Raw genomic sequence first — 21,248 nt, 5'->3', positions numbered from 1 at the left:
ATTAAGATTTTTAGACCTAAAATAGAAGACAGCCTGTCCTTTTTTCCAATATGATCCGATTGCTTGTATGATTTAGAATAAAGAGAGCCTAGCAGATGGACAAGTACATGCCGTTCATCCACACGATCTGGCTACTATATAGCCATTTATCTATTAACCATTTTGTGCTTGGAACATGATAGATCTTTAACTACAGGAGGAAATTTCAATGTCCAACAAGGGCGTACTCATCGTAAATTTAGGCACACCGGATCAACCAGAACCGGCTGCGGTAAAGCGTTATTTGCGCCGATTTTTAAGCGACGCTCGTGTCATCGACAAGCCGCGCTGGATGTGGCTTCCGATCCTTCACGGCATCATTTTGCAGACAAGACCGAAGAAATCAGCCAAGCTGTATCAGGAAATATGGCGAGAAGAGGGATCTCCTTTGCTTATTTACACGAAGGCCCAAGCAAAGCATCTGCAGGAGCTGCTTCCAGACCGAATTGTTCGCTATGCCATGTCCTACAGTGATCCTCTGCTGGGAGCCGCATTAGAGGATATGATAAAGCTTGGCGTTACGGATCTCGTCATCATTCCCCTCTATCCGCAATATTCCGTTACGACGACGGCTACTGTCTTTGATCAAGCCATGCGATATTTTTTGCAGCAAAACACAATCCCAAGCCTGCATATGATCCACGCCTTTCATGAGCATCCGCGTTATATCTCATGGCTCGCAGATCACATTAAGCAGAAGCTCGACGAGCAGAAGACGATTGATATGATCCTCTTCTCCTATCACGGCATACCCGTGTCTTATGTCCACAAGGGGGATTGTTATCCTGTGCACTGTGAGCAGACCACAGCGCTTGTGATGGAAAAAGTAGGGGATGTCCCTTACCAGCTAACCTATCAGTCCAAGTTCGGTCCTGACGAATGGCTGACACCTGCTACAGACGAGACGATGAAACGTCTCCCGCAGGAGGGAATTAAGCATGTGCTCGTGGTTACACCAGGCTTTGTATCCGACTGCTTAGAAACAATAGAAGAGATTGAAGGCGAGAATAAGGCCTACTTCCTGGATCATGGCGGGGAGAGCTTTACTTATGTCCATCCGTTCAATGATGATCCTGCTCTTGCAGGCATTTTGAAGGAGCTCGTGGAAAATTGCAGTTGAATACAGCAATAGAATAGAAGGATAAAAATAAACGGGTATCGCAAAAAGAGCTTACTGCATACGGGCAAATGATACTCAGCCTATCCAGCAAGCTCTCTTTCCCCTATTTATGAGCAGCAAGGGTTTTTACTGATTTTTCATATTTTCCAACAAGGATATCGCACTAATAAGATGATTATCGAAAATTTGCTTCGCTACCTGCAACAGCTCCTTAATTAATGGATCACGCAGCGAGTAGATCACCGATGTGCCGTCCTTGACGCCAATCACTACATTCTTGCTGCGCAGCACTGCAAGCTGCTGGGATACCGCCGAGCCCTCCGTTCCAAGAATGGCTTGAATCTCATTGACGGTCTTGCTGCCCTCGGACAATATTTCAAGAATTCGTATACGTAAAGGATGAGCCAACGCCTTGAAAAAATCAGCTTTAAACTGCTGAACCTCTTGATACATCACATACTCTCCTAATATCTGAAGATTTAAAGATAGTACTATGATAACACAAATAAAGGAGAAAGGAATAATCGGGAAGGCAGCAGAGCAGGCGCTAATGGACGAATCTAAACTGGAGCCTTGCCTAAAATAGATGTCATTGAGCTATAACCATTTCTCTTGAGGATCAACATACTTATTGCTTTCTTGTTCGATATAGCAAATAAATAAAAAAGGGCGCACCGATGCCCGACGTAAAGACTCCAACTGGGATATCTAGCGGCAGGAATATCGTTCTGGCCACTAGATCAGCGAACGCAACGACCACTCCACCCGTTAGCGCTGCAACAGGAAGCAGACGATGAGCGACAGGCCCTACCAGCTTCCTAGCAATATGAGGAGCAATCAGACCGACAAATCCGATGACGCCTCCCATCGACACTGCGGCTCCAGCCAACCCCACACTGATCAGAATCAGCACCATTCGATTCCTCTGCACGCGGCTTCCAAGCCCTATTGCAAGCTCATCTCCAAGCAGTTGGACATTCATTGCTCCCTTGAATCCATACAGCAGCACGCCAAAAAGCAGCACCCACGGAAGCAGCACCGTGACTTCGACCCATGTGGAGCCATAGATCGTGCCCGTCAGCCAGATGTAAGAAGAACTGGCCGAGTACGAGGGGCTGAAGACGAGCATAAAGGATGTTAATGCTGATAATAAAGAACCGATGCCAATCCCCACTAGAACAAGCCGAAGCGGCTGAGCCCCATCCTTCCAAGCTAGCCAGTAGACAAGACCTGCTGCAGCAACAGCACCGATCATGGAGGCCACAGGCATCCAATGAATGCTCACATGGCTTGATAAATAAGTAATGAAAGCCACTGCGCCCACTGACGCGCCTCCGCTAATGCCGATGACATCTGGAGCGGCAAGTGGGTTTTTGATCACAGCCTGCAGGATCGCACCGGACAGCGCAAGAGACGAACCGACTAAAAATGCCATTAGAAGGCGCGGTGCTCGTAGGGATTGCACGATAAAAATCTCATCGCTTGCCCCACGTCCAAGCAGACTGCGCCATGCTCGAGGGAAAGCGATCGTTTGTTCACCAAATACAAGACTGCCGATCGCCAGAAGCAGCCATGCGGCGAGCAGCGCAGCTATAGCGCGCATGGTGGGAAGATGGATGCCTTGGGGCACGATAACCCTTCCACGTCCCTGTGTTCCAAGCTTCATCTATTTCTCAGCTCCCTTCTCGCAATGTAGATAAAGAAAGGAGCGCCAATGACAGAAGTCATAATGCCTACTGGCACCTCTTCAGGCATAATGATAAAGCGGGCCAGCACATCGGCTAGCAGCAGCAGTACCGCCCCATATACCGCACAATACGGCAGCAGCCACCGGTGGTCCTGACCGGCCAGATAGCGGGCAATATGCGGCACGATAATTCCGATAAGCCCGATCGGACCAGCGACGGCGACAGATCCGCCCGCAAGCAAGACAACGATAAAGCCTGCCACCAGGCGAATCAACCCTACTCGCTGTCCGAGCCCCCGCGCCAATTCCTCCCCCAGCGCAAGAATATTCAACTGCGGGGATAGGATCATCGCGGCAGCCCAGCCTATTATCATATACGGGATAACCATGGCCAAGAGCTGGAGATCCCTTGCAGCAATAGAGCCTGCAAGCCAGAACATGACGTCTTGAAGTCCATTTTCATTGCGAACAAGCAGCCCTTGAGTAGCAGAGGAATAGAGTGCAACAATCGCGGATCCCCCTAATATGACACGAAGCGGTGACAAGCCGTCTCTTCCTAAGGAACCAAGCACATACGCTGCTGCGGCAGCTATAAAGGCCCCGCCAAAGGACACCCATACGAGCATCTGGCCATTGCTCCAGCCGAACACCGTGATGGCTAGAACAATCGCGAAGCTTGCCCCCTGATTGATGCCCAGCACGCTTGGAGATGCAAGCGGATTGCGCGTAACGGCCTGCATAAGTGCGCCCGCCAACGCAAGGCTTGCACCAACCGAGATCGCAATGAGCGCTCTTGGCAGTCTTGCCGTTCGAACAATAACCTGCTCCATGGAATCCTCGCGATAATGAGTAAACGCTCCCATCATATCCGACCAGGATATGGTCTGGAATCCGAAGCGAATACTTGCTGCTGCGCTTGCTGCAAGGAGCACAACACCGATGGCCAATCCCAACACTTGAGCGGCAGCGTTCTTTTGTCTAGCTTCCATCCTTACCTTACCGCCTCTCCTCTACACCATGTTGATGGCAGAAAAGAATGGACCCAATAGGCCCATTCTTTCTTGTAATATCTGTATCCAATACGCTAACTGGCTTGATTTCTATTCAAGATCAAAGTAGAAATACAAGTCATCCAGCATCAGCTTCGCCGCTAGCGCGCCGCCGGACAAGTTCCATGTCACCGCGTTTACTTTATAGTATTTCTTGTTCTTCACAGCCTTTAGATTTTTCCAAAGCGGAGAATCCGTCCACTCCTTCTGTTGTTTGAAAATTGCGCCATCACCATCCCAGTCCGTGGTGAAGTCGAAGATATAGTCGCCATCCAGCAGGCTGACCTGCTCCTTGGACGTTACGGTCACAAGCTCCTGCTTCAATGCAGCCTGCTGCTTCGGAACTGTAAAGCCAAGCTCTTGGAAGATCTGATAGGCAAAGCCCGTGTTGTAAGCTCTAGCACTTCCATTTGGATTAATACGAATGACGGAAATGGCAGCGCCTTTATCCTTTGCAGGCAGCTTCTTCTTGAATTCAGCTACTCTAGCTTTCCAATCGGCCATGAAAGCATCTGCTTTCTCTTCCTTGTTGAACACAGCAGCCATAACCTGAAGATTATCCTGCCAATCTGCAAGATCCTCCGTTGCGATCGTTGGAGCGATCTTATTCAGCTGGCTGTAAATCTTCTCATGACGAACCTTGGTTGCAATAATAACGTCCGGCTTCAAGCTGGCAATAGCTTCAAGATTCGGCTGCGTCTCATCACCAAGAGTCTTCGTCCCTACAAGGCTTGAGCGAATATACTCATAGAATGGCTGTTGAACATAGGATTCAACGGCACCAACCGGCTTCACGCCAAGCACGACCGTGATATCCACTCCGCCATTAAACAGGATCACAGCACGTTTAGGCACGCTGTTTAGCGTGGTAGAGCCAAGCGTGTGCTTAATGGTCTTCTTCGTCAGCAAAGAAGCGGTAGTCGTAGACTTGTTCCAGTTCACCCATACGCCAAGCGATTCGCCCACGAAGCGCAGCGGCACAAGAACGGTGCCATTCGCATTGTATGGTGCGGCATCGAGTGAAGCTGATTTGCCGTTAATTTTTGCCGTCTTGCTGCCAAGCGTCAGCTCTACCGTTTGACTTCCCTTTGTAATGGTTGCCTTTTTTGCTTTGGAATCGTATTTTACTTTACCGCCCAGCGCTTCAGCAATCGTGCGATAAGGGACCATCGTCCGACCGTTAACCATTCGAGGCTTTTCATCGAAGGAAAGGGATTGGCCATTGATCGTCACCTTCACGCTGCTGCCAGCTGCCTGTACAGCAGATAGAGGAATGAAGGTGCATAAGAGGGCTAACAGTAAGCTGAATGCTGTAAATCTTATTTTGAATGCATGCATGAACCTATCACCAACCTTTTCTGGGATTTAAGAATGTTGAATCTTCTGCTTCACATCTCGGAAGCTCTGGTACAGCTTATAGTCCAACTGGATCAGCCTGTCACGATCCCATGGCTTGGTTGACGTCTCTGCCAGCAATAGCACGATGTCTGATGTGAGTTCTTGATGCAGCACTCGATCCATTGTCTTGACCTTAGCCTCCATCGCCTTCCACAACCCGACAATTTCACGCGCTAGAGCAGCTGCCGATTCTTGATCCTCAGATTCAACAGCCTGCTTGTAGTCCTTTACCGCTTGAATCATGGCTGCTGCGCCTGTCTGCAGATCCTTGATCTCAATCGGCTCAATCGCATCCCAACTCTCCTCGCTATGGCTCGACTCTATCGCGGCAACGGCATTATACCCCTGACCTGCAGGCTTGTCCGATGAAGAGCTGCAGGCCATTAGACTTAACAGCACGCTTAAGCTAACAAGTGCTCCTACTCCATATCGCCTTAAGCGCATAAACAACGACTGCCTCTTCTCTCCTTGGATAATATGTAACCCCCACCTTGACTGATAATGATTTTCATTTACATTGTAACGAGCCCAATTTTGTTGTTGTATAGCTGCCATTGTCCGATTCATATGGACAAAATATGCAGCTTCGCCTTGAAACTCGACAATTGCTGTTGTAAAAATATCCATTTATTGATAACATACAATATAAATGATAATGATTATCAATGAGAAAAAGCTGTTAAAGGAGCTGCTTACGCTTGACTCAAAGCCAGCATTATTCCTCTTATTTCCCCTTGTCCTTGAAAGAGCATGATATTCGAGCCGGATACCGCACCAAGCCCTTCATGATCCAGCGTCCTGCTATTCTCTTGATTACGAGCGGCACCCTGAAGGTCGTTCTTGATGGCAGCACCCATCCCCTTAAGATGGGAAGCTCTGTGATTCTTCGAACTAACGGAACCCTTGAGCTGATCAATGATACCGACCATTCCGTGCGGCTCCACTACCTTCACTATCATTGCGTGCAGCTGATGATAGCGAAGACTTCAATCATGCCCTCATCCGAAGCGCACGGACGAATTCATAGCCTCCATAACCTTCACAGCCAGCATCAAATACAGCACAGTTCTGGGGTTACGCTCCACCATCTGTTAACGCCGCTGGAGCAGTCCTTTAAGGAAGAAGGCGAGAAGGGAAAGCTGAGACGGCAGCTTCATTTCTTAGAGCTGCTGCTGCATCTGCAAGCCCAGCATCAGATGCAAGGCCTGACAGCAGAAGATACCCTTCAGCAGACCATTGATTACCTGGAGGACAACTTTGCGAAGCCGATTGCTCTGAGCGAACTTCCAATTCTCGCAGGCATGACGCCAAGCTCCTACTGCCGCGCCTTTAAGAAGCTGACAGGCATGACGCCTGGACACTATTTGACACGGATCCGCATGCTGCGGGCTAAGGAATTAATGGGTGAGGGCCAAGTGACGCTTCGCGATATTGCCCAATGCGTGGGATATCAAGACGAACTGTATTTTAGCCGTGTCTTTAAAAAGACGGAAGGCTTATCGCCCTCCGCTTATATGAAACGAAAAGATCGAAAAATTGCGGTGGTTAGCAGTTATCTTCTGCAGGACCATTTGCTTGCCCTTGGCATACAGCCTATTGCGGCTCCCGCTTACCCGAAATACTACCATACCTCCTCGGGCTTCCCGAGCTACCTGCATGACCGCCTGCAGGGCACGCTCCCGCTTCCTGCTGAGCGTCCGCTGTCGTCAAGCACCGTGATGCGGCTATCACCGGATACGATTATTAAGACTCAATCTCTTCATATGCCAAATGACCGTCAATGGAAGACGAATCCCCATACGATCTTCATCCACCCTTCTGCAAGATGGGAGCAGTATTTGCGAGAGCTTGCAGGCCTAGTCCATCGGGAACAAGCCGCTGGACGAATCATCGAACGGGTAGAAACGCTTGAAGAGGAGGCCAAAGTAAAGCTTCTGCCAGTTACATCGCGAGGAAGCTGGGTCATTATTCGACTGCTGCCTGGTGACTGCCGTCTGTACGGCTGCAAGGAGCATGCACTGGCCGATCTCATTTATACAGGACTCGGCTTTCAACCAGACCCAAGGGTAAAGCATGGCTTTTACCGCAGCTATGCCTTCGAGGACATTGTTCAGCTTGATCCAGAACAGATCCTTATCCTATGGAGCGAGCAGGATGAGGTCCAACAAGCTTATCAGGATGAGCGATGGCTGAAGCTTCAAGCCGTCCGCAACAATCGTGTCTTTATACCAGAATCAAGAGAATGGGACCCTTGGGGGCCAATCGGCCGGGAATATATGATTCATGAGTTGGTGGCGTATTTCGTAGGTTTACCTTCTGTCACGAGATAATGGAAGAACAGCCCTAATGATAGGAAAAGGCAGCCCTATGGCTGCCTCTCCTTTTAAACCTATCGATATCGATCTATTGGAATAAAGTCTTATTTCCCCAATTCATTGCTGTCCAATCGTATTACCCTGGCTTACTCTCCCCCCTGAATGATTTCCCCTCTTTGCGGGTTCAGTCCCTGCTCCCACTTCACTGCAATCGCTCGTGATTGGAACAAATCCTTGCCATCCGATACTTGGAAGTGCAGATGCGGCTCGCTAGAGTTGCCTGAATTGCCAAGCTGGCCAATCACCTCACCTCGTTTCACCGTATCGCCTTCCTTCACTGTCGCCGACCCCTGCTTCAGATGCGCGAGAATGCTGTATTCGCCGTTATGCTCAATAATGACCTGATTGCCGGCAGGGTTCTGCTCGTTCATTACCCCTACAGGTACATTGTCGGGGATATCATTAACCACCGTAACAACCACACCATCCGCAGGAGCAAGCACTTCTTTTCCAAAGGCAAAGTAGCTTTCATTTTTCTTCTCATCCCCTTGGTAGGAGCGCCCATCCTGTACCTGAATGAAGTCATAGGCATAGCGCTGAATCTCATGCTCGTAATGGTAGTTAAACAAGACATTATTTCCTCCCCAGAACACGAACCAGTCCCCCTTGAATGGCAGGCGGAATGTGGTATTGGTATACTGCTCATCCGATGCATGCGGCTTGCCGAGCTCTAGAATCTGCAAGCCAACAATAGCTGCCTGCCCATCAAACAAAGCCAAGATGCCCTTTCTGCTGGCAGGATCGATCCAGATGCGATGATCAAGATCGTTCAAGAGGAAGTTCGACTCCTCATGAAAGGCAGATGCCCCATTAACAAATTCAGCAACCATATCCTTGAAGTCCTTTTGACTTACCTGAGCCTTAAAGTCTGAGCTAAACTGGCTGTATATCACGTCCGTCCGACCTTCAACCATTGCCTTCGGCAGCTCCTCTGGCTGAAGAAGCTTCGTCTCTGACTTAACGGCGCTTTCTGCCTTCGCCCCCTGTTCAGGCGTATCTTGTTTCTTCGGTACAGCTGTTCCTCCTCCACATGCGCTCAGACCAACAGCCGCGCTAAGCAGCAGAATCATAAGGCTGTATGCCCCCTTCTTGTTGGGATGCTCTACTCCACGTGATGTCATGCGAACCCCCGCCTCTCTTTGTTTGATACCTCTATTGTAGAGGACGATCGTTACATCCCTTGTAACGGAGGCTTAACATTAGCTTAATGATGTTCAGCTGATTCCTCACATTCTTGCCTCCCCAAGGCTCAGAATTAAGACAGCGTTAAGATAGCGATTCGCCGATGCGCAAGATGAATTGTGGTAATATAAGGGCATAAACGCCATATAGAGAGGGGCCATTAGGATGAATGACGCGGCCATTCTGCTCGTCGATGACGAACCGGCTATTCTTACACTTCTTCAAACGGTCTTACATAAAGAGGGTTATACACAGGTTGATTCGGCATCTACTGGAGAAGAGGCGGTGGAAGCGTGCCAGCAGAAGACCTATGACCTCATCGTGCTTGACGTTATGCTTCCGGGTCGTAGCGGCATCGATATCTGTCCCTTTATACGAGTGACGACAGAAGCACCCATTCTTTTTTTGACCGCCAAGAGCTCTGACTTTGATAAATTGACGGGATTTGCAGTGGGAGGCGATGATTATATTACGAAGCCTTTCAACCCGATGGAGGTCGTGGCGCGTATCCGTTCTCAGCTACGACGGCATCTTGCAGCCAAAGAGAAAGGGCTAAAACTACACAATCACATTCACAATGAATCGTCTACTGCCTTTCGCATCTATGACTTCGGAAGATTCCAAGTCAATGAGACCGCTGGGGAGCTCTCGGTTAATGGCAAGCTTGTGCCTTGTCCAACCCTTGTCTTCCAGCTGCTGCTCTTTTTTTGCAAGCATCCGAATCGGATCTTCAGCAAACGCGAACTGTATGAGCGAGTGTGGGGGGAAGAGGCTTTCTCGGATGACAATACCGTGATGGTTCATATCCATCGCATTCGAGAGCGAATCGAAGCGGATCCATCTGAGCCTAAGCTGATCGTGAATGTGAGAGGCCTCGGCTACAAGCTCGTTCATCATTCGGATAAAAGGAATGCATCGCAATGAACATCAAGCATCGGCTGACCGTACGATTTGTCATTCAGCTTGCCGTATCCGGTATCCTTGTGCTTGCCGCAGCAGGATTAAGCGTTCAGTGGATGCTGCAGCGCTTTGAGGAAATACAGCTCTCCCATGACTTTGCCTCCGTCGGACTCGAGAAGCTCGTCGAATCATCTAAGCTTGGTCCAGATGGATTCGTATTCGACCCTAAGCTGTTGGATCAAGTCAAGGCTAACCAAGGATGGCTGCAAAGCTTAGATGAAGAAGGACGCGTTGTGCTGTCTTACAATACGCCCCCTGATGTTCCCAAGCATTACGATCCAGGAGAGCTGCTTGCTTATTGGAATAGAACCGAGCCTTTCCCTTATGGACTTTATTTGTACATACAAGAGAAGGACGGCAAGCTGTTCACTCTGGTCTATGGCGTTAAAAATGAGCTGGAACTGCTGCTCGAACAAGTAAAGGGTGGGGCCTCGAGGGATGAATCTGGACAGCTTCTACTCCCTGATCAGGCTGCTGCTCGCTTACAATCACTTGGAGGATACGTGCAATGGCTGGACGCTTCCGGCAATGAAATGGCCGCCTATAACAAGCCGGAACAGATTCCCCGTTCTTACACGATTCAGGACTTGGCGCTGAGGACGATATACAAAGAAAGATACGGTTATGGCATTGCGACCTCTTACAATAAAGATTCCAAGGATACTTGGATCATCGCGCTGCCTAATCAAGCAAGAAGCAACGCTAATTCAAGCAGTCTGCTCCCTCCTGAGACAAGGGTCATGATTGTGGGAGTGAGCGCCATGCTTGCTGCAATGCTGCTCGTGTTTATAATCATGTCGCTCTGGAGTGCGCATCGCTTCGGAGCGCCGATGCTGCACATGCTGGCTTGGCTTAAAGCGTTAAGCAACAAAGTATATGAGGAGCCGGCTGATCGCAAGGGGCGGCCAAGAAGCCGCAACTCATCTGGGCAATGGCGAAGACGATATCGGATGTACACGGATGTGATGCAGTCGCTCGATCAACTCGCGAAGACACTGCATCGAGATGAGACATTGCGGCTGCAGACCCAAGAGCTGCGCGAGACCTGGATCAGCGGCATTACCCACGATCTCAAGACACCATTGTCCGCAATCAAGGGATATGCCCATCTGCTGGCTAATGATGGGTACGATTGGAGCAAGGAGGAGGTTTGTTCCTTCTCCAATATCATGCTGGAGAAGTCAACCCATATGGATACGCTGATCAATGATCTGGCCATGACCTATCGTCTTCAATCGGGATTATTCCCACCTGAGACGGAAGAGGTTGAGCTCTGCTCATGGCTCACGCATACACTGGGCCAGGCTGCATCTGACCCTGCCTTCGGAGAAGCGCGCATCTCCTATCATCCGCTAGCAGAGGAAGTTGTCGTTCGCACTTATACCCCGTGGCTAAGTCGGATCGTGACCAATCTGGTCGCCAACGCCTTTTTGCACAATCCAGCGGATACCCTGCTGACGGTCTCCCTTGAATGGCGCACCGATCACAGGCACATCTGCATCATCTTCTCTGACAATGGCAGCGGTATGGACGAGCGTACCCTCGATGGATTGTTCGAACGCTATTATCGGGGAACCAATACCGTCCATGCCTCAGCAGGTTCTGGGCTTGGCATGGCGATTTCCAAAGGGCTGGTGGAAGCATTAGGTGGTCATGTCACTGCGGAGTCTAAGCTCGGCGAAGGGACAGTGATCCGGGTTGTGTTCCCTGCAGCCAAACGAACGGGTGGGGATTAATCCCCTTTCCTTTCTCCGCACATATATATGGATGTCCACAACAAAAAGAGGCCTATGCCCATTCATCGCGATTCTCCCCTTGTTCAGGAGCGTGATGGTGAGCCATGCTTCCTTCTGCCAAGGAAGCATGGTCGAATGGATGGCCTCTTTTTGTTGTTTATTATTCCTGAGATTGCGCGGCTGCTGTATTCGTTCCTGCCGCTGCTTGGCGCACACGCTCCACTTCTGCGATAAGTTCATCTATCACTTGATCGGGCGTGCGGTGAATAAGCCAATTTTGTCCAAACATTTGCAGCACTTTAATCGTTGGGAAGTCTCCCCAGAATCCGATGAACTCTTCATTCAAATGCACCTTGTCGGTTACATGCTCGTTCATCTCATGTAAGCACTTTTCCAGTACCGACTTGGCTGTTGGATCTTCAACCCAGTCGTTCAGCAGGCTGAACTTGTGGAAGGATGCCTCTTCCTTGCCAAAGTCGCAGAAAACGCGTTCTGTCAGGCGAATGTCTCGTGAAGAGCTGCCTGCCACAAGCTTGAAGTAGCCTGTCTCCGCTATCCAGCGATTGTACTTCGTATTGTAGTAAGCAAAGTCCCGCTCCTCAAGCTCAAACACAACTTCCTTCTTCTCATGCGGTTCAAGCTCGATCTTGATAAAGGCCTTAAGCTCCTTCTCTGGACGCGTCCACTTGCACTCCTCGTCTTGAACATACAACTGAACAACCTCTTTGCCTGCTATCGCTCCGGTATTCTCTACTTGCAGGGACACCGTCACGCTGTGATCATGCTGGGTCACCCGCATATCGGAATAGGCAAATGATGTGTAAGACAGCCCATGCCCGAACGGGAACTGCGGCGCAAGCTCCTTGCGGTCATAGTAGCGATATCCTACGAACAATCCCTCACGGTAGTACAGCTTGCCATTCTCTCCACGAATGCGCATATGAGACGGATTGTCGGAGAGCTTCACAGGGAACGTCTCGGACAGCTTGCCCGATGGATTCGTCAAGCCGAATAGGATCTCGGCAACCGCACGGCCTGAGCCTTGTCCGGTCAGCCAAGCATGAAGCACGGCTGGCACATGCTGGATCCACGGACGCATCGCTAATGCGGTACCGCTGCTCGTCACGACAATGCATTTCGGCTGTACAGCCGCTACGGCTTCAATCAGCTTCACTTGATGCTCAGGAAGATCAATGCCATTTAGATCATGCATCTCGGACTCTGCGTATTCCGGCTGCCCGACGAACAGAATCGCGAGTTCTGATTTTGCGGCAAGCGCTGCACTCTCTTCGATCATCGTGTCATCGATGCGATCATCTTTAGGGCAGCCTTCCGCATAATGGAACTGTACAGCCTCGCCGGCAATCTTCTGCATCTCTTCCCATGGGATATCAACAGATGTTGGCGTCACCTCAGCACTACCCGCGCCCTGAATTCTCGGCTTCTTCGCGAACGTGCCAATGACGGCAACGGATTTTACCTTAGCAGGATCAAGCGGCAGAATGCCGTTATCATTTTTGAGCAGTACGATGCTCTCAGCAGCAGCTCTTCTAGCGAGCTCATGGTAGTCAAGTGCGGTCTCAGGAGACTCTACTTCATGATCCGTGACCTGCTCTACCAGTGTAAGAATTCTTCGTACGCTCTTATCAAGCTGCTCTTCTGAGAGTGTCCCCTTCTGCACTTCTTCTACAATTGCTGCGGCATTGTAATGCGCAGGTCCCGGCATCTCCAGATCAAGCCCTGCCTTAAGTCCGCGAATGCGGTCATTAACTGCTGTCCAGTCGGATAGCACAACGCCTTCATACCCCCACTCTTTACGAAGAATATCATCAAGCAAATGCTCATTTTCGCTTGCATAAGAGCCGTTAAGCAGATTGTAGGAGCACATCATCGTCCACGGGTTGGCCTTCTTCACGATTCGCTCAAAAGCACTTAGGTAAATCTCGCGCAGCGTACGCTCATCCACCTCTGAGCTTGTCACCATCTTCTCGTATTCCTGATTGTTGCAGGCAAAGTGCTTCACAGAAGCACCGACGCCTTGGCTTTGGAGTCCATTGACGAAGGCTGCTCCTAGCTCGCCAGATAGACAAGGGTCCTCCGAATAATACTCGAAGTTGCGGCCGCCAAGCGGTGTGCGCTTCATATTGATGCCGGGGCCGAGCAGAAGCTCTACACCCATCTCCTTGCCTTCAATACCAAGCGCCACACCGATCTCATGCAAGAGCTCAATATTCCATGAAGATCCAATTGCGGAACCTGTGGGATAGCACGTCGCTGGTATATTTTCCGACGTGATGCCCATCTCTTCATCGCTGCTCGTCTTGCGAATGCCATTGGTACCGTCGTACATATGGATCGCTGGGATATTCAAGCGGTCGATCCCCTTCGTCATCCACATATTCAGACCCGCACACAGGGATGCCTTTTCTTCCAGTGTTAATTCCTTCATCCAATGCTCTATTTTGTGATTCATGATTGATCCCCACTTTCCTAGCTTTGCTGCAGCTCAGCTTCTTCCTGCTCCTTCTTCAGCTCCTGCGCATCGTAAATCTTATAGAATGGATACCAGACGGCAAAGATGATTGCCAGCACGAGTGCAAGCAGGATAACTCCGTTCAATCCAGACATAATGTAAGTCGATATGCCAATTGGGGTATACCACAGCTGGAACACCTTGCTTGGAATCTCTGCGAATCCCATATCAAGCGCGAAATACACAATAATCGGCGTAATGATCCCGTTAATCCACATCGGAACCATAAGAATCGGTTTAAAAGCGATCGGCGCTCCATAGATGACCGGCTCGTTGATGTTGAATAAAGAGGGTACGATTGTCGCTCTGCCAATCGACTTCAGCTTTTTGGATCGTGCAAATAGGAACCATACGACGAGCGGCAGGGTCGCACCTAGACCGCCGACACCAAGCCAGCCTGAGAAGAAGGTTTCAAAGGTATTGATGTTGACTGGCTCAAGCCCTTGGGCCACCAAGGCTGCATTCTGCTCAATCGCAGGAATCCAGATCGCGTACCAGATCGGCATCATCACCCATGGGCTTACGCCGAAGGAGTAGAGCACAACACCAATCAAGTTAAAGAGCAAGAAGCCCCATAAGCTTTGTCCTACCGTATTAATGGGTTCGAAGACGCTTACGATCAGCTCGAAAATATCAAAGTGCAGCTGATAAACGAGCACCCAGCCCATCGTCAGAATAATCGCGATTGGAACAAGGAAGTCAAACCAATCAATGATAAATTCGGGCAAAGACGAATCCTTTTTGAATAGTGAAAAGTTGTTGAATACATTCAAGACTACAGCTACCACGATGCCAACCAGCAGTGCAGTAATCATGCCGGAAGGGCCAAAACGCTCCAGAATGAAGGTAATCGTGCCGTCCTCATTCAGAACGGGCTTCAGCAGCATTAAGAACAAGGATAGACCTGTAGCTCCAGCAATCAGCTTGATTTTGTCGCGCCCTTTCTTTTGCATGACCGTATAAGGCGTGAGAAAAGCAATAAACATACCTAAAAGTCCGAAGCTAAATGTGGTTATCGGGGTTAAGTCCGGCATCCCCGGAATGAAATCTTTTAGAATCGAGATTAAGGTGATGATGGACCCGATAAAATCATAGGTAGGGTAACCATAATGGCTTCCTGTATGGAAGATACCCATACGTTGTTTGTAAACGTCTCTAAGCGTGGCGCAAATTTTTCCGTCATCCATTTCATGAGACGGTCCATGTTCATTCCCCCTTGCATTGTCATTTTCATCGGCCGTGACTTTAGTATAAATGCTGTTTGGTAGCGCTTTCTTGTTGTTCTTTGTCGCGATTAGGGCTGTTTCTTGTTCCCTTTCTCCTGACGGACTTAGCATATGCAGCATAGGAGGGGCCTACACAACAAAAAACACCCCTCATAGGAGGGGTGCGCGCTGCTATATCGTGCTCAATTGTGTGAAAGGTTGGTTTCTAGCAGCAGGCGTGGGACGAACTAATACTGCCTGTCAAACGTAAGCAGCAGCACGCCATGAGGCGGAAGGGTCACTTCTTGCTGCCAGTCCTGTACATCATGTATGATCTCCGTCTTCATAGCAGGCCCGCTTCTAGCATCCAAGTAGCGAATCTCTTCTGTGGAAAGGAAGTCTGGCGCTCCTAATCGCACCCAATCATCAAATACAGAACCATGTTCACGGTCCAGCAGATAGCTTGTCACTTTATAACGACCAGCAAGGCCTTCTACATGCAGACGAAAGGCTTTGCTGCCCTTCTCCTCGAATACCGCATATCGATTCATATCGGACAGCTCCGACCAATCCCCGCTCGCGAACAGCTGGTCGACATGCACATAATGATACAGGAGCAGTTGAAGGCTGCCGTCGCTCTTTCTTGTTGCGATATAACCGTCCCCACGGGCAATCATCTCCTCCCCAAGCTTATGCAGAAGCTTAAAGGCATAGTAGCTGGGTTTCTTCAGTCCATCCCGATTGACGAGCCCGAATCCGCCATAGAAGTGGGCCGGCGGAACGACGCTTTCCTCGAATACATCCGTAAAGCTCCAGTAGGCAAGCCCCTTCATGGAGCCAATTGTCGCCAGCGCATGATAGATCACGAAGGGAGCCATGAACATCGTATCGTGCACCAGATTGCGATCATAGAGCGAGAAGTTCCACTCGGTCATAAACAGTTCAACGTCGCAATAAGGGGTTGACGATAGCTTAGCATGTATACGATCCATACTTTCCCTATAAAAGGATGGCGGCATAATCGTCGTTAGACGATCGGTCTCTCCCTTTAAGAAGGGATACTCGGAGTATACGTGAAAGGAGAAGAAATCGAGCGGCACCTTGTGCTCATGGCAGTACGCCAGAAATTCCTCCATCCACGTGTCGTTCCACAGCGAGCCGTAGCCAAGCGCAGGGCCGCCAACTTTAAGCGCAGGTGAGATCGACTTGATTGCCTTCACCGTAGAAGCATAGAACGAGAAATACTCCTCCTTCGTCCCTGCCCAGCAGACGCCAGAAAGGTCAGGCTCATTCCACACTTCAAAATACCATTGACTCACCTCTTGCCAGCCGTAACGGTTCAAGCAGTGGCGGACAAAGCCCTGGACAAGCGCATCCCACTTGGTCTGCTCTTTAGGCGGGGAGATGCTTCCCTTCCACCAAAAGACCGTCTCATTCGACCTTCTCAAGAGACTTGGCATGAACCCCAGCTCGACAAACGGCCTAATGCCTTGGTGAAGCAGCTTATCGTACAGCTTGTCCACGTATGACCAATTGTATATCGGTGTACCGTCATCTCCTTCGTTATACACCATCATTTCATCATTAAAGATGCCATGGAAGCGAATATATTGAAAAGGAAACTGCTGCTGCATCTCGCTAAAATGGTGCTGCCAGTCCTCTCTAAGCCCCTCTACGGCTCGACCTGCAGTTGTGACGACATTCCAGTGCTTATTAAAAGGCGTACCCTTGCCATTCGTACGAACCTTTACGTCTACCACGGTTGATGCGGTTGCCGATGCCGAACTTGATGCTGGCGAGTGGAGAATCGTTTCCATACTTTCGTCCGTATCGATATGAAGATAACGGTACAGCGAGGACATGGCCTGTATCGTATCTGTCTCATAATAGTCGCCGCTTGACGACTCCTCATAGGTCAGCGGCTTGCGATCTGGATCAGGCTGATCCGCTAATGCCAGCGCTTCACGATAAGCGCTCGGGGTGCTATCGTATTTTTCCTTAAAGTATTTGTTAAACAACTTTACATTGGCAAAGCCGCAATCAAGCGCGATCTCTGTAATGCTCTTGGTTGAATTAGCGAGCTCCGCCTGGGCTTTCTCAAGACGGACAAGCGTCAAGTATTTTTGAAAGGGGATCCCGATCTTATCACTAAAGAAGTGCGAAAAGTAATGCAGGCTCAAATGCTCCTGATCCGCCATCGTCTGAAGCGTAATCTTCTGATTATAGTGCTGATCGACATAATGGAGCACCCGATTAAGCCGCTTATAGTCATATGACTTTGCATCTTCTTGAGCAGCCTCATTTGTCCCCGATGAGAAGTACCGAAGCAGATACCCGCACAGCATCTGCAAGCAGCCAAGGGTATAGCTGCGAAACCCGCTAGCCTTCTTATTGATCTCATAGACCATCTTCGCTAGATTATGGCGGATGGCATCGTAGCTGCGGCGATTATCTTCGGTCTGCGTGCTGGAATTGCAGTGGACAAAGGCATTTGTATCCAGCCACTCCGGGCCAAATTGAAGCGTCAGCAGCACGTTATCCTCACTCGTGCGTTCAATCTTGTGGACGGACATGCTGTTGACGACGATCACATCATCCTGATGAAGGGTATATTGGCGTTGATCCAGATACATCACTACTGATCCTTGAAGAACATAAAGAATCTCAATTTCTTTATGCCAATGAAAATGGATATGCTTCACGCTGTTTACGAATAACTTGATCGGCAAGTCGTCTTGGTGCTGTATAAACTCATATAAGTATCGGATATCACGCGCCCCCTTTTTACGTACCTTATTATGTGACGAAGCGCAGAAGACATGCAATGTAATTATTCGTCTACTTGACATTCCAATAGCTGGGACAGCGCTGACGAATAGCCGCATATTACTTGGGTCCATATCCCAGCAGAAGGCGAAACGCGCATTTCGATTATTCCATTGGAAGAGATCCGAGATGCTCAACAATATTCTGATGCTAACGCAGTGGACTCCAATCAAAGGCGCTTTTAAGCCTGACCGCTTCGAAGTTGGATCGTCTTTCACAAGGTTAATTGCTGAATCGCACAGCGCGTAGACAACGACGAATAAGCTGCCATCTAGATGTCGATGGCAGCTTATTCATCTCTGCGTAATACCTTAACTCAAATGCAGCCTTACTTTTTCTATTCTTGTCATCGTGCCACTCCGACTTGTCCGATCAATAGCAGCTTGCTGCCCTAAGCAAGCCCACGCATACTACGACCGGACGTTCTTAGGCTTCTGTCCTTCTATCGCTATTTCAATGTTTTTCTAGTAAAATCTGCTCTGCCTGCCGATGAAGCTCCCATACATTACACGTCTGGTTGGCTAGAATCGTGCTCGTTGCATCAAGCGTCGGATAATAAGCGAACATCGCGGCCACACCCGCGTTGGCCCCTTCTTTGTGCAAGCGAATCAACTGGCCATTAGCATCGTATAAAAAGTGAAAGCCATAGCCATTTCTTATGGTTTCTCCTCTACTAGTCCGCCGCTCCAGCGTGGTGTGCGGCTTCAATAATTCCTGCGTTTGCACCTCGGATAATAGCTTGCACGCAATGATTGCCCGCATAAACCGATCAAGGTCCCCAACTGTGGTAAAGGCGCCTCCATCCGCAGTGCCAATTGGCGGAAATGAATAAATGTTTTTTCTCCACGCTATCTCATTCGATGCAGTATGAACCAGAGAGTAGCCTTCTGCTATTGGAGCATCTCCTTCATCCTTTGCGCAAAAGTCGGTACTGTTCATGCCTGCTGGAAGAAAAACATGCTGCTGAACGTAGCTCCGATAATCGACCTGCGCCACCTGCTCAATAGCTAATCCCAGCAGCACAAAAGCACAATTATTATAGCTCACGCTCGTGCCTGCCTTGAATTTCGGCTCCTTGTAAGCAAATTGGGGCAGAAAATCGCCACAATGGCGTATCGAGTAGTTCGGCTTCTGGATAAATAAATCCTCATAGCTCTCTCCTTCTTCCTCATCTGCATCATCTGCAATACCTGAGGTATGTGTAAGGAGATGGGCAATCGTCACATCTGTTGGAATACAAGTTCCTGTCAAATCGATAATATCCGTGATGCAGTCATCGATGCTAAGCTTGCCTTGATCGACAAGCTGCAAGATCGCAACGGTTGTGAACAGCTTCGTAATTGAAGCCGTATCAAACATCGTATGAAGCTGATTCGGGATGTGAAAGCCTCGATGGGCAAAGCCATAAGCGCCAGCGAATAATGGATTCGTTCCTTTCTGAATGAGAGCCGCACCTGAAAAATGATGCTCCCTCGCATACTGATCAAATAATGCAGTCAACTGTGTTTTCATCATGTGGACCTCCAATCATCCATGTTCTTTCCTATCATTTTACTCGCATTTAGAAAGCCGTCCTGAGAAAACTTGGTTATATCCGATCTTGCTCCTTTATCGTCGAAACCTTATGCCTCTGCCTGCAATCAAGAGGGGAATACATAGGCATGGGAGTGCTCTGTTAGCACAACATTAATTTGATTTATATCAAACATTAACTTTATTAGTTTTACTTATGATGCACAATCAAGGTATAGTCAAAGTAGAGATAAAATGGGTCAGAACTTGACATAAGGAGCGATTAGATTGGAAAGAGTAGTCGGAACCGTGGTTAGAGGCCTTCGCTGCCCGATCATTAACCAAGGAGATCAGATCGAAGACATCGTTGTAGATAGTGTGCTGAAAGCAGCTGAGGTTGAGGGATACGCCATTCAAGACAGAGATATTGTTACGGTGACCGAATCCATCGTAGCCCGTGCTCAAGGGAACTATGCAACGATTGATCATATTGCGGCAGACGTTCGCGCCAAATTCGGCGAAGATACGATCGGTGTTATCTTCCCTATTCTAAGCCGCAACCGCTTCGCCATTTGCTTGCGCGGAATTGCAAAGGGAGCGAAGAAGATTGTCCTTATGCTGAGCTATCCATCAGACGAAGTGGGCAACCACTTGGTTGATCTTGATTTGTTGGACGAAAAAGGGGTCAATCCTTGGACGGATGTGCTTACAGAAGAACAATTCAGACACTACTTCGGCTATAACAAGCATCCTTTCACAGGTGTCGATTATATTGATTACTATAAATCTTTAATAGAAGAGTACGGCGTGGAGTGCGAGGTTATTTTCTCAAACAACCCAAAAACGATTTTGGACTATACGAAGAATGTCCTAACCTGTGATATTCATTCACGCCATAGAACCAAACGTCTGCTTAAGGCTAATGGCGGCGAGAACATCTACAGTCTCGACAACATCCTGGCAGCGCCGATCGACGGCAGCGGCTTCAATGAAGCGTATGGGCTGCTTGGATCGAATAAAGCAACAGAGGAAAGCGTAAAGCTGTTCCCTCGCAATTGCCAGCCTGTTGTGGATCAGATTCAGCACATGCTGCTTGAGAAGACCGGCAAGCACGTGGAAGTCATGATCTATGGGGACGGCGCATTCAAAGATCCTGTAGGGCAGATCTGGGAGCTTGCTGATCCCGTGGTGTCTCCAGCCTTCACTGCAGGGCTGAACGGTACGCCAAATGAGATCAAACTAAAATATTTGGCCGATAACAACTTTGCAGAGCTGCGCGGCGAAGAGCTGAAGCAAGCGATCTCCCAATTCATTGATCAAAAGGATGCTGATCTCGTAGGCGCCATGGAAGCCCAAGGCACAACGCCAAGACGATTGACCGACCTGATTGGATCTTTGTCTGATTTGACATCCGGCAGCGGGGATAAAGGGACGCCGATCATTTACATCCAAGGCTATTTTGACAACTATACGAAATAAGTCTGCATGTCTACAATGGAGCGCCGCTTTGCGATCTGCTCCTTGCCTTCTAATAGGAGTTGCTTTCATCCTTAATAATTGGCACAAGCCGAGCCTCCCGCTCCACCAATTCGTGGGCAAGGAGGCTCTTTTTGTTATTTGTCATAC

At 49.2% G+C, this 21,248-nt stretch carries 15 protein-coding genes; 5 read left to right on the top strand and 10 right to left on the bottom strand.

From position 1 onward, the window contains the following. Positions 1-208: 208 nt before the first annotated feature. On the top strand, positions 209-1,159 hold the full coding sequence (gene hemH, locus B9Y93_RS23060) for a ferrochelatase (RefSeq protein ID WP_085498700.1): 951 nt from the start codon (positions 209-211) through the stop codon (positions 1,157-1,159). Positions 1,160-1,285: 126 nt separating this feature from the next. On the opposite strand, the gene B9Y93_RS23055 is transcribed toward hemH, so the two are convergent. From B9Y93_RS23055 to B9Y93_RS23035, 5 genes are all read right to left on the bottom strand, one after another. Beyond that, positions 1,286-1,612 carry an ArsR/SmtB family transcription factor gene (locus tag B9Y93_RS23055; protein WP_085498698.1) on the bottom strand — a complete coding sequence of 109 codons (327 nt, stop codon included), beginning with the start codon at positions 1,610-1,612 and terminating at the stop codon, positions 1,286-1,288. A 175-nt stretch (positions 1,613-1,787) separates the two neighbouring features. After that, positions 1,788-2,825 carry a FecCD family ABC transporter permease gene (locus tag B9Y93_RS23050; protein ID WP_085498697.1) on the bottom strand — a complete coding sequence of 346 codons (1,038 nt, stop codon included), beginning with the start codon at positions 2,823-2,825 and terminating at the stop codon, positions 1,788-1,790. After that, positions 2,822-3,835 (bottom strand): FecCD family ABC transporter permease, encoded by a 1,014-nt coding sequence (locus B9Y93_RS23045; RefSeq protein ID WP_085498695.1) that lies wholly within the window; start codon positions 3,833-3,835, stop codon positions 2,822-2,824. Before B9Y93_RS23045 ends, B9Y93_RS23050 begins: the two co-directional genes overlap by 4 nt. 111 nt (positions 3,836-3,946) lie before the next feature. Continuing rightward, on the bottom strand, positions 3,947-5,233 hold the full coding sequence (locus B9Y93_RS23040) for a stalk domain-containing protein (protein ID WP_085498693.1): 1,287 nt from the start codon (positions 5,231-5,233) through the stop codon (positions 3,947-3,949). A 27-nt stretch (positions 5,234-5,260) separates the two neighbouring features. Next, entirely contained in the window at positions 5,261-5,743 is a 483-nt protein-coding gene (locus tag B9Y93_RS23035) for a hypothetical protein (RefSeq protein WP_139829216.1), read from the bottom strand. A 248-nt stretch (positions 5,744-5,991) separates the two neighbouring features. On the opposite strand from B9Y93_RS23035, the gene B9Y93_RS23030 reads away from it, so the two are divergent. Further along, the gene (locus B9Y93_RS23030; protein ID WP_085498689.1) at positions 5,992-7,623 is read left to right on the top strand and encodes a helix-turn-helix domain-containing protein; all 1,632 of its coding nucleotides are present in this window, start codon (positions 5,992-5,994) and stop codon (positions 7,621-7,623) included. A gap of 131 nt (positions 7,624-7,754) precedes the next feature. On the opposite strand, the gene B9Y93_RS23025 is transcribed toward B9Y93_RS23030, so the two are convergent. After that, positions 7,755-8,789: a M23 family metallopeptidase gene (locus tag B9Y93_RS23025; protein ID WP_244903547.1), complete on the bottom strand. Its 1,035-nt coding sequence runs from the start codon at positions 8,787-8,789 to the stop codon at positions 7,755-7,757. Positions 8,790-9,015: 226 nt separating this feature from the next. On the opposite strand from B9Y93_RS23025, the gene B9Y93_RS23020 reads away from it, so the two are divergent. Continuing rightward, complete coding sequence (locus B9Y93_RS23020) at positions 9,016-9,774, top strand: response regulator transcription factor (RefSeq protein WP_085498685.1); 759 nt, start codon at positions 9,016-9,018, stop codon at positions 9,772-9,774. Continuing rightward, positions 9,771-11,546 (top strand): sensor histidine kinase, encoded by a 1,776-nt coding sequence (locus B9Y93_RS23015; protein WP_085498683.1) that lies wholly within the window; start codon positions 9,771-9,773, stop codon positions 11,544-11,546. The genes B9Y93_RS23020 and B9Y93_RS23015 overlap by 4 nt, the downstream gene beginning before the upstream one ends. Positions 11,547-11,706: 160 nt before the next feature. On the opposite strand, the gene B9Y93_RS23010 is transcribed toward B9Y93_RS23015, so the two are convergent. The 4 genes from B9Y93_RS23010 to B9Y93_RS22995 form a co-directional block, all read right to left on the bottom strand. Further along, the gene (locus tag B9Y93_RS23010) at positions 11,707-14,019 is read right to left on the bottom strand and encodes a beta-glucosidase (protein WP_085498680.1); all 2,313 of its coding nucleotides are present in this window, start codon (positions 14,017-14,019) and stop codon (positions 11,707-11,709) included. Positions 14,020-14,036: 17 nt separating this feature from the next. After that, on the bottom strand, positions 14,037-15,266 hold the full coding sequence (locus B9Y93_RS23005; protein ID WP_342351868.1) for a PTS sugar transporter subunit IIC: 1,230 nt from the start codon (positions 15,264-15,266) through the stop codon (positions 14,037-14,039). A 266-nt stretch (positions 15,267-15,532) separates the two neighbouring features. Next, complete coding sequence (locus B9Y93_RS23000; RefSeq protein ID WP_425320366.1) at positions 15,533-18,013, bottom strand: GH39 family glycosyl hydrolase; 2,481 nt, start codon at positions 18,011-18,013, stop codon at positions 15,533-15,535. 550 nt (positions 18,014-18,563) lie between these two features. Next, positions 18,564-19,625, bottom strand: coding sequence for a serine hydrolase domain-containing protein (locus B9Y93_RS22995; RefSeq protein ID WP_244903545.1), 1,062 nt, complete (start codon positions 19,623-19,625; stop codon positions 18,564-18,566). Positions 19,626-19,910: 285 nt separating this feature from the next. On the opposite strand from B9Y93_RS22995, the gene B9Y93_RS22990 reads away from it, so the two are divergent. Then, entirely contained in the window at positions 19,911-21,101 is a 1,191-nt protein-coding gene (locus tag B9Y93_RS22990; protein WP_085498676.1) for a coenzyme F420-0:L-glutamate ligase, read from the top strand. Positions 21,102-21,248: the final 147 nt, after the last annotated feature.

The sequence above is a fragment of the Paenibacillus aquistagni genome, from assembly GCF_900177815.1.
Classification (GTDB): domain Bacteria; phylum Bacillota; class Bacilli; order Paenibacillales; family Paenibacillaceae; genus Paenibacillus_B; species Paenibacillus_B aquistagni.
This window is presented reverse-complemented; position numbering and strand designations above follow the sequence as displayed.

What these genes read in the sequence shown, in the direction of transcription:
- hemH (WP_085498700.1), top strand. Translation starts at nt 209, where the DNA reads ATGTCCAACAAGGGCGTACTCATCGTAAATTTAGGCACACCGGATCAA.
- B9Y93_RS23055 (WP_085498698.1), bottom strand. Translation starts at nt 1,612, where the DNA reads ATGTATCAAGAGGTTCAGCAGTTTAAAGCTGATTTTTTCAAGGCGTTG.
- B9Y93_RS23050 (WP_085498697.1), bottom strand. Translation starts at nt 2,825, where the DNA reads ATGAAGCTTGGAACACAGGGACGTGGAAGGGTTATCGTGCCCCAAGGC.
- B9Y93_RS23045 (WP_085498695.1), bottom strand. Translation starts at nt 3,835, where the DNA reads ATGGAAGCTAGACAAAAGAACGCTGCCGCTCAAGTGTTGGGATTGGCC.
- B9Y93_RS23040 (WP_085498693.1), bottom strand. Translation starts at nt 5,233, where the DNA reads ATGCATGCATTCAAAATAAGATTTACAGCATTCAGCTTACTGTTAGCC.
- B9Y93_RS23025 (WP_244903547.1), bottom strand. Translation starts at nt 8,789, where the DNA reads ATGACATCACGTGGAGTAGAGCATCCCAACAAGAAGGGGGCATACAGC.
- B9Y93_RS23020 (WP_085498685.1), top strand. Translation starts at nt 9,016, where the DNA reads ATGAATGACGCGGCCATTCTGCTCGTCGATGACGAACCGGCTATTCTT.
- B9Y93_RS23015 (WP_085498683.1), top strand. Translation starts at nt 9,771, where the DNA reads ATGAACATCAAGCATCGGCTGACCGTACGATTTGTCATTCAGCTTGCC.
- B9Y93_RS23010 (WP_085498680.1), bottom strand. Translation starts at nt 14,019, where the DNA reads ATGAATCACAAAATAGAGCATTGGATGAAGGAATTAACACTGGAAGAA.
- B9Y93_RS23005 (WP_342351868.1), bottom strand. Translation starts at nt 15,266, where the DNA reads ATGGATGACGGAAAAATTTGCGCCACGCTTAGAGACGTTTACAAACAA.
- B9Y93_RS22995 (WP_244903545.1), bottom strand. Translation starts at nt 19,625, where the DNA reads ATGATGAAAACACAGTTGACTGCATTATTTGATCAGTATGCGAGGGAG.